This is a genomic window from Roseomonas gilardii (genome assembly GCF_001941945.1).
Taxonomy (GTDB): Bacteria; Pseudomonadota; Alphaproteobacteria; order Acetobacterales; family Acetobacteraceae; genus Roseomonas.
Genome location: NZ_CP015584.1, coordinates 262,554 through 280,954 on the forward strand (window position 1 = coordinate 262,554; position 18,401 = coordinate 280,954).

General features: G+C 65.9%; 18 protein-coding genes. 5 read left to right on the plus strand and 13 right to left on the minus strand.

Going from position 1 to position 18,401, the window contains the following annotated elements:
- Nucleotides 1–14 precede the first annotated feature (14 nt).
- Nucleotides 15–896: a dihydrodipicolinate synthase family protein gene (locus RGI145_RS20745; protein ID WP_156878703.1), complete on the plus strand. Its 882-nt coding sequence runs from the start codon at nt 15–17 to the stop codon at nt 894–896.
- 662 nt (nt 897–1,558) lie between these two features.
- On the opposite strand, the gene RGI145_RS20750 is transcribed toward RGI145_RS20745, so the two are convergent.
- From RGI145_RS20750 to RGI145_RS20790, 9 genes are all read right to left on the minus strand, one after another.
- On the minus strand, nt 1,559–2,434 hold the full coding sequence (locus RGI145_RS20750) for an ABC transporter substrate-binding protein (protein WP_208864038.1): 876 nt from the start codon (nt 2,432–2,434) through the stop codon (nt 1,559–1,561).
- A gap of 146 nt (nt 2,435–2,580) precedes the next feature.
- The gene (locus tag RGI145_RS20755; RefSeq protein ID WP_075800434.1) at nt 2,581–3,489 is read right to left on the minus strand and encodes a LysR family transcriptional regulator; all 909 of its coding nucleotides are present in this window, start codon (nt 3,487–3,489) and stop codon (nt 2,581–2,583) included.
- Between the two features lie 77 nt (nt 3,490–3,566).
- A complete protein-coding gene (locus RGI145_RS20760; protein ID WP_075800435.1) occupies nt 3,567–3,866 on the minus strand; it encodes a DUF4286 family protein in 300 nt (99 codons plus the stop codon).
- Nucleotides 3,863–4,795, minus strand: a complete 933-nt coding sequence (locus tag RGI145_RS20765; protein ID WP_075800436.1) for a dihydrodipicolinate synthase family protein — start codon at nt 4,793–4,795, stop codon at nt 3,863–3,865. Before RGI145_RS20765 ends, RGI145_RS20760 begins: the two co-directional genes overlap by 4 nt.
- Nucleotides 4,792–5,235, minus strand: coding sequence for a MaoC/PaaZ C-terminal domain-containing protein (locus RGI145_RS20770; RefSeq protein ID WP_075800437.1), 444 nt, complete (start codon nt 5,233–5,235; stop codon nt 4,792–4,794). Before RGI145_RS20770 ends, RGI145_RS20765 begins: the two co-directional genes overlap by 4 nt.
- Nucleotides 5,236–5,238: 3 nt before the next feature.
- Nucleotides 5,239–5,664: a MaoC/PaaZ C-terminal domain-containing protein gene (locus RGI145_RS20775; protein ID WP_208864039.1), complete on the minus strand. Its 426-nt coding sequence runs from the start codon at nt 5,662–5,664 to the stop codon at nt 5,239–5,241.
- Nucleotides 5,661–6,824 carry an acyl-CoA dehydrogenase family protein gene (locus RGI145_RS20780; protein WP_075800438.1) on the minus strand — a complete coding sequence of 388 codons (1,164 nt, stop codon included), beginning with the start codon at nt 6,822–6,824 and terminating at the stop codon, nt 5,661–5,663. Before RGI145_RS20780 ends, RGI145_RS20775 begins: the two co-directional genes overlap by 4 nt.
- Complete coding sequence (locus RGI145_RS20785; protein WP_075800439.1) at nt 6,821–8,032, minus strand: CaiB/BaiF CoA transferase family protein; 1,212 nt, start codon at nt 8,030–8,032, stop codon at nt 6,821–6,823. The genes RGI145_RS20780 and RGI145_RS20785 overlap by 4 nt, the downstream gene beginning before the upstream one ends.
- A gap of 240 nt (nt 8,033–8,272) precedes the next feature.
- Nucleotides 8,273–9,172 carry a LysR family transcriptional regulator gene (locus tag RGI145_RS20790; protein WP_075800440.1) on the minus strand — a complete coding sequence of 300 codons (900 nt, stop codon included), beginning with the start codon at nt 9,170–9,172 and terminating at the stop codon, nt 8,273–8,275.
- A 119-nt stretch (nt 9,173–9,291) separates the two neighbouring features.
- On the opposite strand from RGI145_RS20790, the gene RGI145_RS20795 reads away from it, so the two are divergent.
- From RGI145_RS20795 to RGI145_RS20805, 3 genes are all read left to right on the plus strand, one after another.
- Entirely contained in the window at nt 9,292–9,927 is a 636-nt protein-coding gene (locus tag RGI145_RS20795; protein WP_075800441.1) for an RraA family protein, read from the plus strand.
- 38 nt (nt 9,928–9,965) lie between these two features.
- Nucleotides 9,966–10,874 carry a DUF1932 domain-containing protein gene (locus RGI145_RS20800; protein ID WP_075800442.1) on the plus strand — a complete coding sequence of 303 codons (909 nt, stop codon included), beginning with the start codon at nt 9,966–9,968 and terminating at the stop codon, nt 10,872–10,874.
- A gap of 62 nt (nt 10,875–10,936) precedes the next feature.
- Nucleotides 10,937–12,304, plus strand: coding sequence for an MFS transporter (locus RGI145_RS20805; RefSeq protein WP_208864041.1), 1,368 nt, complete (start codon nt 10,937–10,939; stop codon nt 12,302–12,304).
- Nucleotides 12,305–12,459: 155 nt separating this feature from the next.
- On the opposite strand, the gene RGI145_RS20810 is transcribed toward RGI145_RS20805, so the two are convergent.
- From RGI145_RS20810 to RGI145_RS20825, 4 genes are read right to left on the minus strand one after another with little or no spacing between them, the layout of a single operon-like run.
- Entirely contained in the window at nt 12,460–13,578 is a 1,119-nt protein-coding gene (locus RGI145_RS20810) for a 5-methyltetrahydropteroyltriglutamate--homocysteine S-methyltransferase (RefSeq protein WP_075800444.1), read from the minus strand.
- Between the two features lie 13 nt (nt 13,579–13,591).
- The gene (locus tag RGI145_RS20815) at nt 13,592–14,830 is read right to left on the minus strand and encodes an ABC transporter substrate-binding protein (protein WP_237183345.1); all 1,239 of its coding nucleotides are present in this window, start codon (nt 14,828–14,830) and stop codon (nt 13,592–13,594) included.
- A gap of 22 nt (nt 14,831–14,852) precedes the next feature.
- Nucleotides 14,853–15,974 (minus strand): aromatic ring-hydroxylating dioxygenase subunit alpha, encoded by a 1,122-nt coding sequence (locus tag RGI145_RS20820; RefSeq protein ID WP_208864042.1) that lies wholly within the window; start codon nt 15,972–15,974, stop codon nt 14,853–14,855.
- Nucleotides 15,975–15,996: 22 nt separating this feature from the next.
- The gene (locus tag RGI145_RS20825) at nt 15,997–17,052 is read right to left on the minus strand and encodes a PDR/VanB family oxidoreductase (RefSeq protein ID WP_156878704.1); all 1,056 of its coding nucleotides are present in this window, start codon (nt 17,050–17,052) and stop codon (nt 15,997–15,999) included.
- An 86-nt stretch (nt 17,053–17,138) separates the two neighbouring features.
- Here RGI145_RS20825 and RGI145_RS20830 point away from each other — a divergent pair, with 86 nt between their 5' ends.
- Nucleotides 17,139–18,362: a LysR family transcriptional regulator gene (locus RGI145_RS20830; protein ID WP_075800448.1), complete on the plus strand. Its 1,224-nt coding sequence runs from the start codon at nt 17,139–17,141 to the stop codon at nt 18,360–18,362.
- Nucleotides 18,363–18,401: the final 39 nt, after the last annotated feature.

Genomic DNA, 18,401 nt, shown 5'->3' on the forward strand with positions numbered 1-18,401 from the left:
AGCGGAGGGACATCATGAAGACCTTCCGCGGCACCTACACGGTGATGATCACGCCCTTCACGCCAGAGGGCGCGCTGGACCTGCCGGCGCTCCGCCGCTTCGTGGACTGGCAGATCGAGCAGGGCATCCACGGGCTGATCCCGCTGGGCTCCACGGGTGAATTCCTTTCCCTCTCCGACGAGGAGCAGGAAGCGGTGGCCGAGACGGTGATCCGGCAGGCCGCCGGCCGCGTGCCCGTGCTGATCGGCACCGGGGCGGAGGACACGCGCGAGGCCGTGCGCCTCAGCCGCCGCGCCGAGCGCCTGGGCGCCGACGGGGTGATGATCATCCCGCCCTTCTACTCCACGCCCACGGAGGACGAGCTCTTCCACCACTACAGCACCATCGCCGGGGCGATCGGCCTGCCGATCATGCTCTACAACAACCCGGCGACGGCGAATGTGGACCTGACGCCGCCGGTGGTGGCCCGCCTCTCGCGCATCGACAACTGCCGCTACATCAAGGAATCGACGCTGGAGGTCACGCGCATCCGCGACATCCTGCGCCTCTGCGGCGACAGGATGACGGTGTTCGGCGGCATCCTCGGCTTCGAATCCTTCGTGGAGGGCGCCGAGGGCTGGGTCGCCGTGGCCTCGAACCTCGCGCCGGGTCCGCTGGCCCGCCTCTTCACCCTGGTGGCCGACGAGGAGCGCATCCGCGAGGCGCGCGAACTCTACCTGCGCTACCTGCCGCTGATCAGCTTCGTGGGCGGCCATTACTACGTGGCCGGGACCAAGGCCCTGCTGGGCCATATGGGCCTGCCCGTCGGCGCACCGCGCCCGCCCCGCCTGCCCCTGCCGGCACCGCGCGACGCGGAAGCGCGCGAGATCGTGGCATCGCTTCGCCTCGCCATCTGATCCGGCCGGCGGAACGTAGCAACCCCTGAGGCGTGCGAGGCTCCGGCGTCGCGCTTCATGGCCAGCCCCGGGTGAGAGGCTCCGCCTCTCGCCCCGGACCCCCTCTCCGCCAGGATGCTGCGCACCCTGGACCCGATGAGCTGCCACTCGCGGCAACCATCAGCCGAAACGTCAGCCCTTCGGCCCGGACGGCAGCACCGGAAAAAAGGAAAAACACCCCGCCCACGCGCGTGGCACCCGCCGTCGCCGGAGAGCATCGCTCTCCGGCGCGCTCCAGCCTCAACAGGCGCCAACGAACCGGGTCCAGGGCGCGCAGCGTCCTGGCAGATGGGGGGTATCGGGGGCGAAGGCGGAGCCTTCCCCCCGGGCCACGCATCCCGCCGCCGCACGGATCGAAACACGCCCCCAAACACCCCTTGCTTCCGGCCCCCCGCCCGGACTATAGGAATAAAATCAACACCCATCGCAACGTAACGTCCTTAGCTTCCGAGGCGAAGGCAGAAGCAACACCCGCTCGCCGCGGGGGCAGGGGCTCCGCGCCCATTCGGGCGAATAAAGGGCTAAAATCCTAAAACTCTAAAATGCTAAAGCCCGAAGCGGCTCGCGGAGAGGAAGGCCCCTCGCCTTCCTCCCACTGCGGACAGGGCGACGCCCGGCCGGCTTCAGGCCGGCCCGGTGCCGCGGATCGCGAAGGGCTGGTCGGCCGGGATCGGCGTCATGCCGTAGCGCTCGAACAGCTTGTCGTAGAAGCCCTCCTTCCGCAGCGCCGTCAGCGCGGCGGCCACCGCCTCCGCGACGCCCTTGTCGCGGAAGGCCATGGCGCTCGGCGCGCCGCCCAGGCGGAACAGCTCGGTGCGGACCATGCCGCGCTTGGTCATGTCCACGGCCATGTAGTCCAGCAACGCGGCCGCATCGCCCTGCCCGGCCCGCAACGCCCCCATCGCCTCGGTCGCGGTGGTGAAGCCACGGATGGTGATCGGCGCCTTGCCGCGCTTCACCATGTCGTCGCTCTGCGCACGCAGCCAGCGTTCCTGATAGGTGTTCACCTCGATCACCACCGCCTTGCCGGAAAGGTCGTCCGGACCGGACAGCTTCAGCCCGCTGTTCGGCGGCACGGCGATGCTGATCGACTGCAACGAATAGGGCACCATGTAGAAGAGCTTCGAGCGCTCCTCGGTCCAGAACATGCCGGTATGGATGCCGTCGAAGCGGCTGGCCTGCAAGGCCGGGATCATCGGCGGGAAGTCCATGCGCACGAAGGCCATCTGCAGGCAGAGCTTCTTCGCGACTTCGTTGCCGAGATCGACATTCAGCCCCTGCAGCTCGCCCTTGCTGTCCACGAACTGCTGCGGCGGCAGCGTCGGGTTGATGGCAAGCTGCAGCTTGCCGGCTTCCACGAGCTGCTTCGGCTGCACCGCCATCGCCGGCGTACAGCCCTGGGCGCGGGCGGCGCCGGGTGCGAGGAACAGGGCCGGTGCGGCGGCGCAGGCCAGCAGCATGACGCGGGCGACGTGGCGTCGCGTGCGGGATCTCAGCATGATGTCTCCGGTTCCTCGCGCCGCGGCGGGGCCGGCCGCGGTCCGCGTATGATGGACAAGGTTACGTTGCGGGATGCGGCGCGCCCAAGCGCGCGCTCTATCAGAACAGAGGCCCGCACTATGCACCGCGCGAATAGGGACGGCGCTCAGGCTCCCTCCTGTACCACGGGCAGCACTTCCCGCAGCGCCAGGCGCGCCTGTTGCAGGAAGGACTGCACGAGCCGCGAGGGTGGCTTGTCCCGGGCCAGCGCGGCATAGACGGTGATCGGCGCGGCGGGGCGGAAGGGCCGCACGACGAGCGAATTGCCACCGGCCGCCGCCGTCAGCGGATCGACCACCATGGCGCCGAGCCCCTGCTCCACCAGCCGCATGCCGACATTCATGAAGCGCACCTCGATCATAGGCGCGAAAGGGTGCCTGGCCCGGTGGAAGGCATCGGCCACCAGCGCATGGATCCGCGTGCCGGCAGGCGCGGCGATCAGCGCGGTATCCCCCAGATCCTGCGGCGTGACGAAGGGCAGCGGCGAGAGCGGGCTGCCGGCGGGCGCGGCGCAGACCATCTCGAACTGCGCCAGCGGCCTCAGCTCGATGCCGGGGCGCGGATCGGGCTCCATGACGAGGCCCACATGCGTGATCCCGGCCTCCAGCGCGTCCAGCATCTCCGTCATGGAACGGGTCTCGATCGACAGCGCCACCTTCGGATGCTTCGGCACGAAGAGGCGCAGCGCCTGCGGCAGGAGGGATTCCGAGAGTTCCGCCGTGGTGGTCACCCTCACCCGGCCGATACGACTGCTGCGCAGGTCGCCCGCCTTCTGTCGGATGCCCTGGAACATCAGGAAGAGCGGCTCGCTGTCGAGATAGAGGCTCGTCGCCTCCTCGGTCGGGATCAGCCGGTTGTTGACGCGGTCGAAGAGCCGGAAGCCGAGATGCGCCTCCATGTTGCGGATGGCATTGCTCACCGCAGGTTGGGACATGCCGATCTCGCGGGCCGCGCCCACCGTCGTCCGCAGCCGCATCACCGCCCGCAGCACTTCGAGCTGACGCAGGTTCAACATGCCGCCGCCTCCGCCCTCCCCGCGCCGGGATGGCGGGGGTCGTGGCGGCACAAGCAGAAATCGCGCCAGGACGCCGTTCAGCGCCCCGTCGGCGCCAGGACCTGCCGCTGGAAGTTGCGGATATGCGGGGTGAGGTGCCGGAAGCCCTTCACGGCGGCGAATTCCGGCGTGTCATAGACCCAGGGCCCGGCGATCTCATAGACCGCGGCATAGCGCGGCCCGCCATCGTCCGAGACAAAGCGCCGGGCCGAGAGCCAGCCGGGGCAGCCCAGCAGGTCGGGGATATGCTCCTCCTCGTACCAGCGGTTGAACTCCGCCTCGACCTCCGGGGCCACATCCACCCGCACGATATGCAGCCAGGGACGATCCTCGGTCATGATGCGAATCCTTCCATGCCGGCTTGCCCCAGGGCTTCCCGCAGGGCGTCGTACTCCGCCTCCCCGAGCGCCGGCAGCGGGGCGCGGCAGGCGGGCGAGGACAGGCGCCCCAGGAGGTGCAGGCAGGCCTTGAGCCTGGGCGTGGCGAGACCCGGCGGCGCGGTGCCATAGATGGCCCTGGCCAGGGGGGCCAGCCGCTCGTGCAGCGCCCGTGCGGCGGGCAGGTCGTGTCGCCGCACTGCCTCGTCCAGCGCCACCACGAGTTCCGGCACCACGGCGGCGAGGCTGACCAGGCTGCCGGCGGACCCCAGGGCGAAGCAGGCGAAAAGATGCTCGTCGCCCGAGGCCATCACCGCCAGCTCCGGACGCAGCCGCGCGGCGAGGCGCCGCGTGGTGTCGTAGGCATCCGCCTCCCAGCTTCCCTCCTTGATCGCCACGGCGCGGGGCAGGCGGAACAGCTCCGCCAGCACCTCCGGCGGGAAGAACAGCCCGCCCGAACGCACCGAGCCCTGGAACAGGAAGAGCGGCAGCGTGGTGGCGTCGTGAACCGCGCGGTGGTGCGCCAGCACGACCCTGGGATCGACCCCCGGCGCCCAGGAGAAGGGGGCGAAGATCATGATCGCGTCCGCGCCCTCCTCCGCCGCGTCCCGGGCCAGGCGGGCGGCGGCGGCGCTGCTCTCGGCGGCCACCCCGGCCACGATCAGCGCATCCCCGGCGGCGCGGCGGGCGATCCGGACAACCTGCCGGGCCTCCTCGCGCTCCAGCAGGACATTCTCGCCGGCATGGCCGTTCACCAGCAGGCCGCCGAGCCCCGGACAGGCGAGGACCTGTCTCGCATGGGCCTCCAGCCCGGGCGCGTCGAGGGCGCCATCCGGATGCATGGGGCAGATGATGGAGGCATAGAGGCCCCGGAAGCGGTTCGCGCTCATGCGGCCGCCGGCGCCGGCTTCGGACGCGGGTATTTCAGCGTGGCGCGGGCCTTGAGGACTTCCAGCCCCGCCTCGTTGCGGGCGCTGGCCTCCCAGACGAGGCTCCGGGTCTCGGGATGGCGCTCGGCGATCCAGACCTCGATGGTGATGGTGTCGCCATAGAAGACCGGGCCGGTGAACCAGAAGCGGTCTTCCACCGAGACGCCGATGGTTCCCGCCAGTTCCGCGGTCAGGACGCTGGTGCAGAGGCCGGCCACCATGATCCCGGGCGCCAGCCGCCGGCCGAAGCGCGTGCCGGCGGCATAGCCCTCATCCACATGGACCGGCCCGAAATCGCCGGTGGCGGCGATGTAGAGGGCGCCATCCGCCTCGGTGACGGTCTTGCTCACCACGGCGCGGTCGCCGACGGCGAGGCTGTCGAAGGGCTTCGGGTCGTACACCGCCTATGCCTCCGCCCGCACCGGCAGGAGCTCGGCCTCGCCCTCCATGACCGGGCCGTACCCGTCCAGCATCCCGGCCAGGCGAAGCCGCAGGGCCTGTCCCTCCACCGCGATCACCTCGGCCGAGGCTTCGACACTGCCACCGACCGGCACCGGAGCGAGGAAGCGCAGGTCCAGCCGGCCGATCCGCCGGGAGGGTCCGCCCAGCCGCGCCAGGCAGGTGCTGGCCAGGGCGCCCAGGATCAGCTCGAAGGCCACCATCCCGGGCGTGCCCTCCGCCCGGGCGCGCACGGCATCGACATAGAGCGGCCCGAGATTGCCGGAAATGCCGGTGAAGAAGGCCTGCTCCGCCGAGGTCAGGGTCTTGCGGAAGGCGATCCGGGCGCCGGGTGCCGGGGTTTCCACCCCGGTGTCCGATGAGGCGCTCACAGCGGCAGTCCGTGCTTCATGACGCCACGGGCGACGAGCATGCGATGGATCTCCGAGGTTCCGTCATAGATCCGCGTGACGCGGGCATCGCGGTAGATGCGTTCCAGCGGCAGGTCCTTGCTGTATCCGGCGCCGCCGAAAAGCTGGATGCCGCGGTCGGCCACGCGGCCCAGCATCTCCGAGGCGGTGAACTTCACCATCGAGACCTTGTCCCGCGGGTCGAGCCCCTGGTCGATCTCCCAGGCGGTGTTCAGCACCATCATCCGCGTCGCGAAGATCTCGGCCGCGGAATCCGCGATCATCTGCTGCACCATCTGGAAGTCGCCGATCGGCTGCCCGAACTGGCGCCGTTCCGTGGCATAGGTCCGCATCATCTCCAGCACGCGGGAGGCCATGCCGACGCAGCGCGCCCCGATATGGCCCAGCCGGATGGCCGAGACGCTGCTCATGATCAGCCTGAAGCCGCCACCGACCTCGCCCATCACCGCGTCGCGCGGGATGCGGCAGCCCTCGAAGCTCAGCTCGGCATGGCCGTAGCCGCGATGCCCCATCATCGGCTGCCGCCGGGCCATCGAGAAGCCGGGCGTGTCCCGGTCCACCAGGAACAGGGTAATGCCGCCGCGCGCCCGCTTCTCGCGGTCGGTCACGGCCATGACGATGGTGTAGTCGGCGATGTCGCCGTCGCTGATGAAGTGCTTGGTGCCGTCCAGCACCCACACGTCACCATCCAGCCGGGCCGTGGTGGTGATCGAGGCGGCATCGGAGCCGGCGCCGGGCTCGGTGATGGCCATGGCGCAGATCTTCTCGCCCCGCACCGTGGGCAGGAGGTAGCGCTCCCGCTGCTCGTCACGGCAGGCCAGCAGCATGGGATAGACCTGCCCGAAGACACGGCGGATCAGCGCGTCGGAGGTCTGGCCCAGTTCCTCCTCCACCAGGCACATCTCCACCGTGGAGAGCCCGCCGCCGCCGCATTCGGCCGGCATGTTCATGGCGAAGAGGCCAAGCTCCTGCGCCTTGCTTTTCAACACGCGGAGCTTCTCGGGCGGGATGTGGCCGAGACTCTCGACCTCCGCCTCCAGCGGCTGCACCTCCTGCGTGACGAAGCGGCGCACCGTCTCCTTCAGCAGTCGGATGTCCTCGGGGATGGAAAAGTCGATCATGTGGGCTCTCCCTGCCGGTCATCGGGCCAGGCGATGGCGCCCGCCTCCCGCAGCGACGTCATCTCGGCCGGCGCGTAGCCCAGGGAGGCCAGGATCTCGCGCGTCTGGGCCCCCAGCGGCTGTGGCGCCAGCCTGATCCCGGGCGCCTTGCCGTCATAGCGTGCGGGATGCGCGACCAGCGTCACCGGATGGCCGGTGACGCCATCCAGCGTGGCGAAGGCCCCGAGATGCTCCAGCTGTGGGTCCCGCGGCAGGTCGGCATAGTCCTGCACCGGCGCGTGCCAGATCTTCTCCCGCTCCAGCCCCGGCAGCCAGGCTGCGGTCGGTTGGGTGCGCAGCCTGTCCGTGACCAGCCGCGCGATCTCCTCGCGCCGGGTGAAGGCCCCGCTTTCCGCGATCCCCTCCAGCGCCGCAACGCCGATCGCCCGGCCGATCGCCGCCGGGGGCGACATGGAGAGGGCGAGATGCCCATCCGCCGTGGCATAGATGCCGTAGGGACCGGCGCTGAACCAGGAGGCGATGCCGCCCGGCGCGCGCGGCGATTCCGAGCGGGCGCCGTTCAGGAAGGCCGTCAGCGCCTCGGTCTGCAGGTCCAGCGCAGCCTGGAAGAGATTCACCTCCACCAGCCGCCCCTGGCCCGTGCGCTCCCGCGCCACCAGCGCCGCCAGGATGGCCATCGCGTAGATCATCGCGGCGTGCTGATCGACGATCACCGCGCCCACCGGCGTCGGTCCACCTTCGGCCCGCCCTGTGCGGTTGGCCAGGCCCGACATGGCCTGGAGCAGCAGGTCCTGGCCCGGGCGGTCGCGATAGGGGCCGGAGGAGCCGAAGCCGCTGGCCGCCGCATAGACCAGCCGGGGATGGGCCGCGCGCAGCGTCTCGTGGCCGAAGCCCAGGCGCTCCATCGTGCCGGGGCGGAAATTCTCCATCACCACATCGGCCGTGCCGATCAGCCGCGAGACCACCTCGCGCCCGGCGGCACTCTTCAGGTCCACCGCCAGGCTGCGCTTGTTCCGGCCGGTGGAGAGGAAGTTGACGCTCTGCCCGCCCACGAAATGGTTCGCCACCGCCCAGTTCCGGTGGAATGCGCCCTCGGGGGGCTCCAGCGCGATCACGTCGGCGCCCAGATCGGCCAGGATCTGCGCGGCGAGGGGGCCAGCGAGGAAATGATTGAAACTGACGATACGCAGCCCGGCGAGGAGGTCCATGAGTGATCCCTTGTCGCTGCCAGCACATCGCCGGCCTGGGCGAAGCATGCTCGGAGCAAGGCTTGTCCCCAAGCGCCCGAACCATTCGAAGTCACCCTGCCTCTATAACCTGCCTCTATAAGCGGCGATGATAGGGAAGGCCGGGACGACGGGGGTCGTGCCCACCGCCCTCGGTCGCCCTGAACTTACCCTCGCCTTTCAGGAAGGAAGTCCAGGGACCATCCGTTCACGGCCCATGCCTCAGTCGTGCAGGTAGCGCGCATAGTCGCAGACACTACGGGCCACCTCGACAACCGAGGAGATGAAGGCATTCGGCCGGTCCGCCCGGAAGATCGCCGCGTAGGGAACCGGCGGCAATGGCGGCTTGGTCGTGATGATGGCCAGCTTGCCGTCCCGCACCAGGGAACCGAAGCATTGCTGCGGGAGATAGCTGATGCCCAGTCCCGCGACGGTCAGCCCCACCATGGCCATCAGGCTGTCCGTGGCCAGCGTCCGCTTCAGGGGGAAGCCTTCCGAACGAAACCACTTCTCGAAGAACAGGCCCGACCCCGAGCCACGTCCCTGGATCAGGATCGGATAGCTGGAGAGGTCCTGCATGGTGATAGGGTCTGTCCGGGTCACCAGGCCAGGGCGCGCCATCCAGACGTTCTGCACGTCGGCGAGATGCGCGGCCACCATGTCCACATCCGCCAGCCCTTCCGGAGCGATGATCAGATCCATGCTGCCATCGGCAAGTCTTTCATGGAGGTTCCGGCTCAGGTCCACCTCCGGTTCGATTGTGACTGCGGGGTAGGTTTCGCTCAGAGCCGATATCAGCTTGGGCAACCATGTGATGGCGCAGAGTTCCGTCACGCCGAGACGCAGGCGCCGGGCCGGCATCGGGCCACCGTTACGAAGTTCGGAGAGTTGGTCCTGCAGTGCCAGCATCTCGCGTCCGATCACCAGCAACTGCTCTGCCCATTCCGTCAGTCTGGCGCCACGCTGCGTGCGGTCGAACAATGGTTTGCCCATGGCGACCTCAAGCTGCTGGATACGCTTGGAGACGGTCGACTGGGTCGTATTGAGCTGCGTAGCGGCGCGCTCGAACGATCCGAGCTCCGCGATCCAGTGAAGGGCCTCAAGCTGCTTCAAGGTGACCATGGCACCGGCCTACATTCCATTTAGCGATGTTGTTGGATCAATTTTTATCGTTTGTAACGATCAATATGAACTCTTACCTCATTTAGAACACCAGATTCCGCCGGCTCAGGAGAACAGGCATGGACGATACGACCGCAAGCCACTCTGCGACGCCGGTCTCGCCCGAGATCCTCGCCGCATTCGGAACAGCGGCCACCGCAGTGATCAGCGACAACCTCGCACGGCTTCCGGGTGCCGTCGGCCTGCGCCCGTTCCATCGAGGCGGCACGATGGTGGGCAGGGCGCTGACGGTCCGCACCGCCGCAGGCGACAACCTCGCCATCCACAAAGCTCTTGAACTTATTCAGCCAGGCGACGTGGTGGTTGTCGATGGGGGTGGCGATACCAGCCGTGCCCTGGTCGGAGAGATCATGGCCTCGATCGCGAAGTCTCGCGGAGCGGCAGGAATGGTGATCGATGGTGCCATCCGCGACGCGAAGGCCCTGTCCCGGTCCGACTTCCCGTGCTTCGCCCGCGCCGCCATCCATCGCGGGCCGTACAAGAACGGCCCGGGTGAGTCGAACGTCCCTGTCACCATTGGCGGGATGGTTGTTCATCCGGGAGATATCGTCGTGGGCGACGAGGACGGCGTCGTCGCGTTTCCGCCTGCCATCGCAGCCGATCTGCTGAAGGCTGTGCAGGGTCAGGAAGCTCACGAGGCCGAGGTCCTGCGCAGCATCGCCGAGGGCCGTTACGTGGGTGCCTACGCCAGGTAGCACCACCAGATCCGGCCATCCCTGGTAGGAAACACGCGATGAATAGCTCAAGACAACAGTTCAGGTTCGGTCTCGTCGGCTTCGGTGAGATCGGAAGCACCGTGGGATCGGGACTGCGGAATGCCGGCCTGGAATCCGTGGCCGCCTATGACAAGTTCGCATTCGACGGGCCGTTCTCGGAACTGATCCAGGAGCGTGCGCGCAAGTCAGGCGTGGTCCTGGTTCGCTCGAACCAGGAACTGGCGGATGCCGCGGACGTCATCTTCAGCGCGACGCCGGGCTCGGCATCCGTGGCGAGCGCTGCGTCCTTCGCTCACTGCCTGACCACCCGCCATGTGTTCGTCGATTTCGCGTCGGCCACTCCGAAGATCAAGCAGACGGTTGCCGAGAGGCTCGCCAGCACCGGCGCCTTGCTCGGCGATGGGTCCATCGAGGGCACGCCGCTTCAGGGTTACAGCATGACGATGCTGTCGAGCGGACCAGCCGGGGCGAGGATCCGCGACCATCTGAATCCCTGGGGCATGAAGATCGAGTTCGTGGGCGAGGAACTGGGTACGGCTTCGGGGATCAAGATCCTGCGCTCCGTGCTGATCAAGGGCATCGAGGCGTTGCACGACGAGATGCTCCTCGCGGCGCGCCGGTACGGTGTTGCCGACCGTGTCCTGGCCTCCGCCTCGAAGACCCTGGCACGCCCTTGGACGGACACGGTCCAGAGCCTGCTCCCGTCCGGCGTCATCCATGCGAAGCGCCGGGCCGAAGAACTGGAGATGTCGGCCGAAGCGGTGCGCGATGCCGGGATCGAGCCCACCATGGCGGAGGCCATCGTGAAGCGCCTGCGCTGGAAGGAGAGCCTCGGGCTGAAGGACCATTTCAACGGCGTCGTCCCTGCCACCACGGAAGAGGCGCTGGCAGCCATCGAGCGCAAGATGACGCAATCATCGTCGTAGAAGGTGGTGACGAATCAGAAGTGCCAGGAAGAAGTCTCCGGTAGGCAGCAGGAAGCCCGAACATGTCCCGACCGATGGCAGAAAGCGTCCCTGCCGTGACAACCCGCCGATCAGGCTTCCGCTGGGTCGTGATGGGGTTGATCTTCATCGTCTATACGCTTGCCGCGGCGGACCGGGCGAATATCGGCATCGTTCTTCCGTTCCTGAAAGCGGAATTCCAGATGACCAATACAGAAGCGGGTGCCGTCGTCAGCCTGTTCTTCATCGGGTATTCCGTGGCGCAGATACCGGCCGGCTTCCTGGTCCGACGCTTCGGAGTGCGGACCGTCTTTCCGTTCTTCATGATCCTCACCTCCATCTTCACGGGCCTTCTCGGAACGGCTTCCAGCGCCTTTCACCTGAAGCTGAACCGCCTTGCCCTGGGTCTGGCCGAGGCGCCGCTGCCTGTTGCCATGCTGTCGACGATGAACCGCTGGTTCCCCCCGGCGGAAAAGGGAACGGCGGTCGGCATCTTCCTCGCCGCGGCGAAATTCGGGCCGGTCCTGGTGCCGCCGCTGGGCGCGCTGATCATCGCCTCGCTCGGCTGGAGCTACATCTTCTATATCTGCGCCGCGCCCGGACTGCTGTTCGCCGTCCTCTGGTACGTCCTCGTGGCAAACGATCCTTCGCAGAGCCGTTTCACCACTGAAGCGGAGGTCCTGCACATCCAGGCCAAGACCCCGCCGGCAGCGGTGGCTGGCAGAGGACCGGCCAAGCCGACGCGCGACCTCGGTTGGCTCGACCGGCTGATCCGGGCGCGCCGGGTGCGGCCGATCGCGACGGCATCGGAGACCTTCAGATCCGCGAACATCTGGGGGCTTGCCATCGGCTACCTCCTCATGACCGGTATCATCAACGTCATCCTCGCATGGTTGCCGACCTATCTGACGACGGTGAAGAAGCTCTCGATCATGAATGTGGGCTTCGTGGCGGCTGCCCCCTTCCTGGGAGCTGTTCTCGGCAACCTGCTGGGGGGAGTGTTCTCCGACCGCATGGTGGACAAGCGACGCAAGCCGACGATCATCATCACCGCCCTGTCCAGCGTCTTCATGATGTATGCCCTGGTCTATGCACCCAACGACCCGATCGCGCTCGCGGCGCTGCTCTTTGTGACGGGGCTTCTGCTGAACCTGGGATATTCCTCATTCACGGTCTATCCGGCCGGGCTGACGACCAAGGAAGCCTATCCCCTGGCGGTCTCGGTCGTTAACACGGGTGGACAGGCTGGCGGCGCGCTGCTTCCCTTCGTCACCGGCCTGATTCTCGACAGCTACAACTGGGATGTGGTGTTCCTGTTCCTTGCCGCCTCTTCGCTCGTGGCACTGGCCGTCATCAGTCTGGTCGTTGAACCGATAGATGGTGAGACTGGCCCAGGCCAGCAGAGAGCATAGGACACGGCCGGAGTGGGGGAAATTGGCACATCAGGTCTCCCGGATCATCCCGGCGCTCCATCGCGGACGCCATGGCGAACTCCAAACCGTTCGCCACCTTGAATCACGCGGCGCCGCAATGAGAATTCCTCGTGAGGCCTCACAGTGACTTGGAATTAACCCCAGACCTCCTGCGCCGTCTCAGCAACAAGACGAAGCTTCGCTCGCTGATTGGCCTCCGTGATCTCGTTTCCTTCGACCACGCTGGCAAAGCCGCATTGCGGGGAAATGGCCAAGCGATCCGGGTTCACATAGCGTGATGCCTGTTCGATTCGGCGCTTCAGATCGTCTTTGCTTTCGAGATCAGGACGCTTCGTGGTGACAAGGCCGAGGACCACCTCCTTGTCGTCGGGGATCAGGCGGAGAGGTTCGAAACCACCGGAGCGGGGATCATCATACTCAAGAAGGAAGCGATCCACGTCGAGACCCGTGAAGCAGACTTCCGCTAACCCGTCATACGGCCCTTCGGAGGCGGCGAGGCCGCGAGCATTGCCCCGGCAGATATGGATCGCGACCCGCGTCTCCACGGAACGGCCGCGAATGCAATCATTCACCCAGGCAACGTAGCGGCGCAGTCGTACTTCCGGATCGTCACCCTCCCGTCGCACACCTTCCTGCATTTCGGGTGACAGAAAATAGGCGAGGATCGGATCATCGATCTGGATATAGCGACAACCGGCGGCCTCCAACGCAGCGAGCTCCGCACGGTAGATTGCCGCCACCTCGGCGAAGAAGATCTCGATATCGGGATAGGCAGCCTGCGATACAACGCCACGGCCACCGTGGAAGTGCAGGCGTGTAGGGGATGGGATGGTGATCTTGGCGGGGAGACGCGCCACACTTGCCGTAAAGGCATAATCCTTCACCGTGACAGGGCCGTCCGCACTGACGCGCCCGCTGGTGATGACCTTCTTCGGGACATAGCCGTGATCGTGTCCGTGGCTGTTACCTGGCTGACTGAAGGCGGCGTCGTCACCCTCCCGAATGTCGATACCGCGAAGCTTGCTCACGAAGTCGATCCACCAGTTCTCGCGGCGGAACTCGCCATCCGTCACCACGGGCAGACCGATTTCTTCCTGAAGGCGTACCACTTCGCGGATTGCATCGTCTTCCACACGCCGCAGCCCGGCTGCATCCAGTTTGCCCTGGGCATGGGCGTATCGCGCCTGATGCAGGCGCTGCGGACGTAGGAAGCTGCCGACGGTATCGGCACGGAGCAGGGATGTTCCGATCATGTTCGGCCTCCGATCAGCGCGCCGGGTCGCGCACGGCAGGGATCGTTTCAAATTCCACGTTGTGCAACTCGCCGTCCACACGCTCCACCTTTCGCATGTAGATATTCTGCACGATGTCCCGTGAACCGGCATCCACCGTCACCGGGCCACGCGGGCTTTCCCAGGACTGCCCTTTCATGGCTGCCAGCAGAGCATCACCACCACTCCTGCCATTCGTAGCCTCGAGAGCACGCTTCAGAAGCGTCATTCCATCCCAGGCGGAGACTCCGACGACATTCGGCCGCATACCAGGATTCAGCCGCCGGAAGCGGGCGACGAAGGTTCGGTTCTCCTCGGACTGGTGGTGCGTGGCATAAGGCCCCCCGGAAATCACTCCCAAGGCGGCATCGCCCATGTTGTTCAGGAGGTCATCGTCCGTCACATCCGACATGGCGATGATCCGGACCCCGCTTCGATCCAGGCCTCGTTCCACGAACTGGCGTATGAAGATGGAGCCGACGCCAGTGGGAACGAAAACGAAGACCGCTTCCGGATTCGCATCGGCCGCACGCTGCAGGAAGGGCGCGAAATCCGGGCTGACGAGTGGTGCCCGCAACTTCGCAGAGATCTGCCCGCCGGCCCCTTCCAGCATCCGCGAGAACCATTCCTCCGCATCGAGACCGGGGCCATAGTCGCTTACGAGCGTGACTACCTTGCGGACGCCCTGCCGCGCCGTCCAGATCCCGATGGTGCTGGCAATCTGCGGAATGGTCTGCGCCACCCGTACCATGTAAGGCGAGCGATCCATGATGGAGGAAGTCGCGGCCACGAGGATGACCTGTGGTACCTTGCCACGGGCCGAAATTTGTGCCGCCCCCACGGCGGAGGGTGTGTTGCCATAGCCCATCAAGATATGGACACGCTCACGCGTCACCAGTTCCTGCGATAGGCGTAGTGCATTGTCCGCGACGCCGGCATCGTCGCGCGTGATAATCTGCACCTGCCGTCCGGCGAAACGGTCCCCATGCGCGTCGATGAAGGTCTTGATCCCGGCCTCGATCTGCCGGCCATTGGTCTGGAATGGGCCGGTCAGCGGGATTACCAACCCCACACGGACGGGTTCTTCCGTCTGTGCCCTGGCTCGCGCTGACCAGAGTGCCGCCGTCGACAGGCCGCCGAGCACCGTACGCCTATGCATTCCGCTTCCATCCCCGATTTTGTCTTGCTTGATCTTGAACTTACCATCGCAGTCCAGAACTGCGGTGGTTATCATCCGTCATTGGTTCCGGACGGGATTAACGGGCTTCCTTCATGGCCAGGCGATACATGATCCGCCTCGCCATCAGACCCGGCTTGTCCGGGGCGAAGCTCAGGTCGAACTGATCCTCACCATCCGTGCGAACAACCTCGTTGATCCATTCGAGGGCCTCCACATCCTCATAATAGGCCTGGGAATGGGCCTCGACCATGAACTTGTCGATCGCCGGATCGCCGGGAAGGTAGTCACGCGAGTTGAACCACCAATAATGGATCGAGTTGTTTGTCTCCGGCGTAAAGGCGTGGGTGATGTTGTAACGGTAGAGCGGTGGTTGTCCAGCATCCGGTTCGAGAACACGCACCTGCGCAAAAGCCGTATGAAGCGCCGGTGAGACGAAGCGAGCCTCGGAGGTTCGATCGACTCGCTTGTGCATGATATTCGCAGGCTTGCCATAGACACCCGGGGGCGCCGAAGCCTTCAGCTCGCGCCTGATTACGACCTGGTTGTTCTCGGTCGAGGCCGTGAGCTTTGAGCGCGCATACTCCGGGGTGCCGACCGTATCCGGGTGCAGGAACGGAAAATGCGTCTGGTCAATCAGGTTCTCGTGCATCGCCACATAGTCGGACTTGATGTGGAAGCTTCCGGTGACCGTGCCCCAGGACGGGTTGTCGAGCCATGACGTGTCCGGGATCAGCGCTTCGTCGGCAAGGTCCGGCGCACCCATCCAGATCCAGGTCAGGGGACCACGGTCGACGGTAGGAAAGGTGCGCACCGTCGCCGTGGACGGGGCACGGGAAAGCGCGGGCATATGGGCGCAGACACCGTCCGCGCCGAACTCCATTCCATGATAGCCGCAGACCAGCCGGTCGCCCATAAGCTTGCCGCGCGCCAGGGGGAAGGACCGGTGTGGACACCGGTTTCGCATAGCCACCGGGGCCCCCGCTTGCGTGCGCCAAAGCACAACATCGACGCTTAGCAGCCGGCGGGCGAGCGGTACGCGGCCAAATTCCGACGATCGACCGGCAACGTACCAGCAGTTGTAGATGAGAGGGGTCGCGTGATTGGCGAAGCTTCCAGGATCGTGCGGCTCCATAGCAGTGAAGATCGCGTTATCCGTGGGATGTGGGAGCTCAGCGTGAGGCAGTTCGATCATATCCATGGCTTTAACCCTCCCTGTGCATTCAGATGTCGAGTTCCAGAACACGCCCTTTGATGCGGGAGCAGCAGATGGTGATCTGCCTTCCTGCATCATGTTCCTCCTTGCTGAGGTAGCGGTCGCGATGATCCAGGCCGTCGCGGCATCCGATGACATCCGTGATGCACAGTCCGCACTCGCCACGGCGGCAATCGGACAGCGTATCGACGCCAATGGATTCCAGCGCATCCAGTATGGTCGTGCCAGCGCCGACCTTGATCACGCGGCCGGACTTCAGCCGCACCTCGAAATCCTCGTCATCTGCCCGATGTGCGGAGTTGAACACCTCGAAGCGGATGCGCTCCCGGCTCCAGCCCAGGCGGGTGCCGGCATTCCTGAGTGCCTCGATCATTCCCCCCGGCCCGCAGATATAGGCCGTGGTTTCCTCAGCCTGTTTGGCCAGCAGCGCAGCGAGGTCCGGGACACCGTTGCGTTTCGATTCGTGCATAATCAGGCGATCCCCGCAAAGCCGTTCGAGCTCGGGGAGGTAAGCCATCGATGAGCGTTCGAGACCGGCGTAGAACACGCAGAAGGATGCCTTGCGAGCCTGCAGCGAGCGCGCCATCGCGAAGATCGGCGTGATGCCGATGCCACCGGCCACGAGCAGGGTATGAGGCTGGCTCCTTGAAAGGCGGAACGCGTTGATAGGGTGCGAGACCCGAAGGCGCGTTCCGGGTTTGAAGCTGTCGTGGATGAAAGCGGAACCGCGAGGCCGGTTCTCGCGTTGCACCGCGATCCGCCAGAAGCCCTCTTGCATGTCGTCTGAATGTAGGGGACCGACCACCGAATAATGTCGCAGGAACTGCCCGTCTTCCCCACCGAAGCGCAGCTCGATATGGCTGCCGGCCTCGACCATGGGCAAGCGCCTGCCATTGGCTGCGCCGATCTGGAATTCGGCGATGCGGTCGGTCAGGGCGCGCCGCGAGAGCACGACAGCGTCGAAATACTTGCTGTGCATTTTTCCTCCTGCGGCGATTCGCTCTGCCTTGTTGACCAGCCGGGGAGCCGCCTTGCGGGATCTAGATAGGCGCAGGCTGGACACAACTACTTATGCATACAGTGAAACAAGCATTGCGAATTCCGTATATTGCTGGGAAGGTGAGCACTTTCGTTGCCGGAAGCCCCGCGATGAAGCCGAAAACCCTTCTGACAATCAGGCAGGTACGGGCCATCAATGCCGTGGCCCATCATGCCAGCCTGGGTCAGGCGAGCGAGCATCTCAATGTCAGCCAGAGCAGTCTCTCGCGCTATGTCGCCGAGGCAGAGCGTGTTCTGGGGCAGGCTCTGTTCCAGAGGGGATGGACAGGTATGGAGCCGACGTCCCAGGGTGAGATTGCCATTGCCCATTGCCGTCGCATGGTGCTGGCTATCGAGGACGCGCAGGCCGCGATCAAGTCGGGCGGCGCCCGGGTCGCGGATCTCGGGCACCACCTCACCTGGGAAATGCTCGAAGCCAACGATGCCGTGAGGGCGCAGGGAAGCGTGTCTCGGGCCGCACAGTACCTTCGGTGGTCTCAGCCTGACGTGAGCCGTGCTCTCGGGAAACTCACCGCCGCGATCGGCCGGTCACCATTCCGGCGGAGCCGTGCCGGCATGGCGGCAACCGGCGATGCCGACATCCTGTCTGGCCTCTATGGCAGGCTGGTGGCCGATGCGGTGACCATGCCCGAACTCCTGGCGGCCCTGACGGAGGAGGTGACCGGCCGTGTCGCCGTGGGCCTTCTCCCCTTCTCGGAGCAGGATGTCGTCACGACGGCGTTCGGGGAGGTTCTCCGGCGTCATAGGCATGTCCGCCTGCAGGCCGTGACCGGCAGCTATGCCGCTCTGACCGATGGCTTGCGGAAGGGCGAACTGGACTTCGTCCTTGGCGTGCTGCGCCGCCAGCCGGATCTCGACGCATTCGAGGAGATCCACCTCTATGATGAGGCCTTCGCCATTGTCGTCAGAGAAGGCCACCGCTTGGCCCAGGGCAAACCCGCCCTGTGCGATCTCGTGAACGAGAACTGGGTGGTGGCGCCGCATGGCACTCCCAGCCGCCGGTACTTCGAGGAACTCCTCCTGCGAGAGGGCCTCACGCCGCCGGCACAGACCTGCGAGATCATCACCTTTCATCTCGCCGAACAGATGATCATACACAGCGATGCCGTTGGTCTCCTCACCTATTCGGAGCGCAGGCGCAACGCTCTCAGGCGGGAATTGAGGATCCTGCCCCTCGATCTTTCGGGTGGCATATGCCCGATCGGCCTGACCGTCCGCAGGCATCAGCACCTGACGGAAGCGCAACAGGCCTTTCTGGACATTCTGACCGGGGTCCGGGACCGGATCGTAGCCGGGCAGTGCCGCCGGATCTGATCCTATACCGAGCAGCAAAGGATTATCCGGAATTCGCAA

Coding starts and splice junctions, on each gene's coding strand:
- RGI145_RS20745 (WP_156878703.1), top strand. CDS start 15: ATGAAGACCTTCCGCGGCACCTACACGGTGATGATCACGCCCTTCACG.
- RGI145_RS20750 (WP_208864038.1), bottom strand. CDS start 2,434: ATGCTGAGATCCCGCACGCGACGCCACGTCGCCCGCGTCATGCTGCTG.
- RGI145_RS20755 (WP_075800434.1), bottom strand. CDS start 3,489: ATGTTGAACCTGCGTCAGCTCGAAGTGCTGCGGGCGGTGATGCGGCTG.
- RGI145_RS20760 (WP_075800435.1), bottom strand. CDS start 3,866: ATGACCGAGGATCGTCCCTGGCTGCATATCGTGCGGGTGGATGTGGCC.
- RGI145_RS20765 (WP_075800436.1), bottom strand. CDS start 4,795: ATGAGCGCGAACCGCTTCCGGGGCCTCTATGCCTCCATCATCTGCCCC.
- RGI145_RS20780 (WP_075800438.1), bottom strand. CDS start 6,824: ATGATCGACTTTTCCATCCCCGAGGACATCCGACTGCTGAAGGAGACG.
- RGI145_RS20785 (WP_075800439.1), bottom strand. CDS start 8,032: ATGGACCTCCTCGCCGGGCTGCGTATCGTCAGTTTCAATCATTTCCTC.
- RGI145_RS20790 (WP_075800440.1), bottom strand. CDS start 9,172: ATGGTCACCTTGAAGCAGCTTGAGGCCCTTCACTGGATCGCGGAGCTC.
- RGI145_RS20795 (WP_075800441.1), top strand. CDS start 9,292: ATGGACGATACGACCGCAAGCCACTCTGCGACGCCGGTCTCGCCCGAG.
- RGI145_RS20800 (WP_075800442.1), top strand. CDS start 9,966: ATGAATAGCTCAAGACAACAGTTCAGGTTCGGTCTCGTCGGCTTCGGT.
- RGI145_RS20805 (WP_208864041.1), top strand. CDS start 10,937: ATGTCCCGACCGATGGCAGAAAGCGTCCCTGCCGTGACAACCCGCCGA.
- RGI145_RS20810 (WP_075800444.1), bottom strand. CDS start 13,578: ATGATCGGAACATCCCTGCTCCGTGCCGATACCGTCGGCAGCTTCCTA.
- RGI145_RS20815 (WP_237183345.1), bottom strand. CDS start 14,830: ATGATAACCACCGCAGTTCTGGACTGCGATGGTAAGTTCAAGATCAAG.
- RGI145_RS20820 (WP_208864042.1), bottom strand. CDS start 15,974: ATGGATATGATCGAACTGCCTCACGCTGAGCTCCCACATCCCACGGAT.
- RGI145_RS20830 (WP_075800448.1), top strand. CDS start 17,139: ATGAAGCCGAAAACCCTTCTGACAATCAGGCAGGTACGGGCCATCAAT.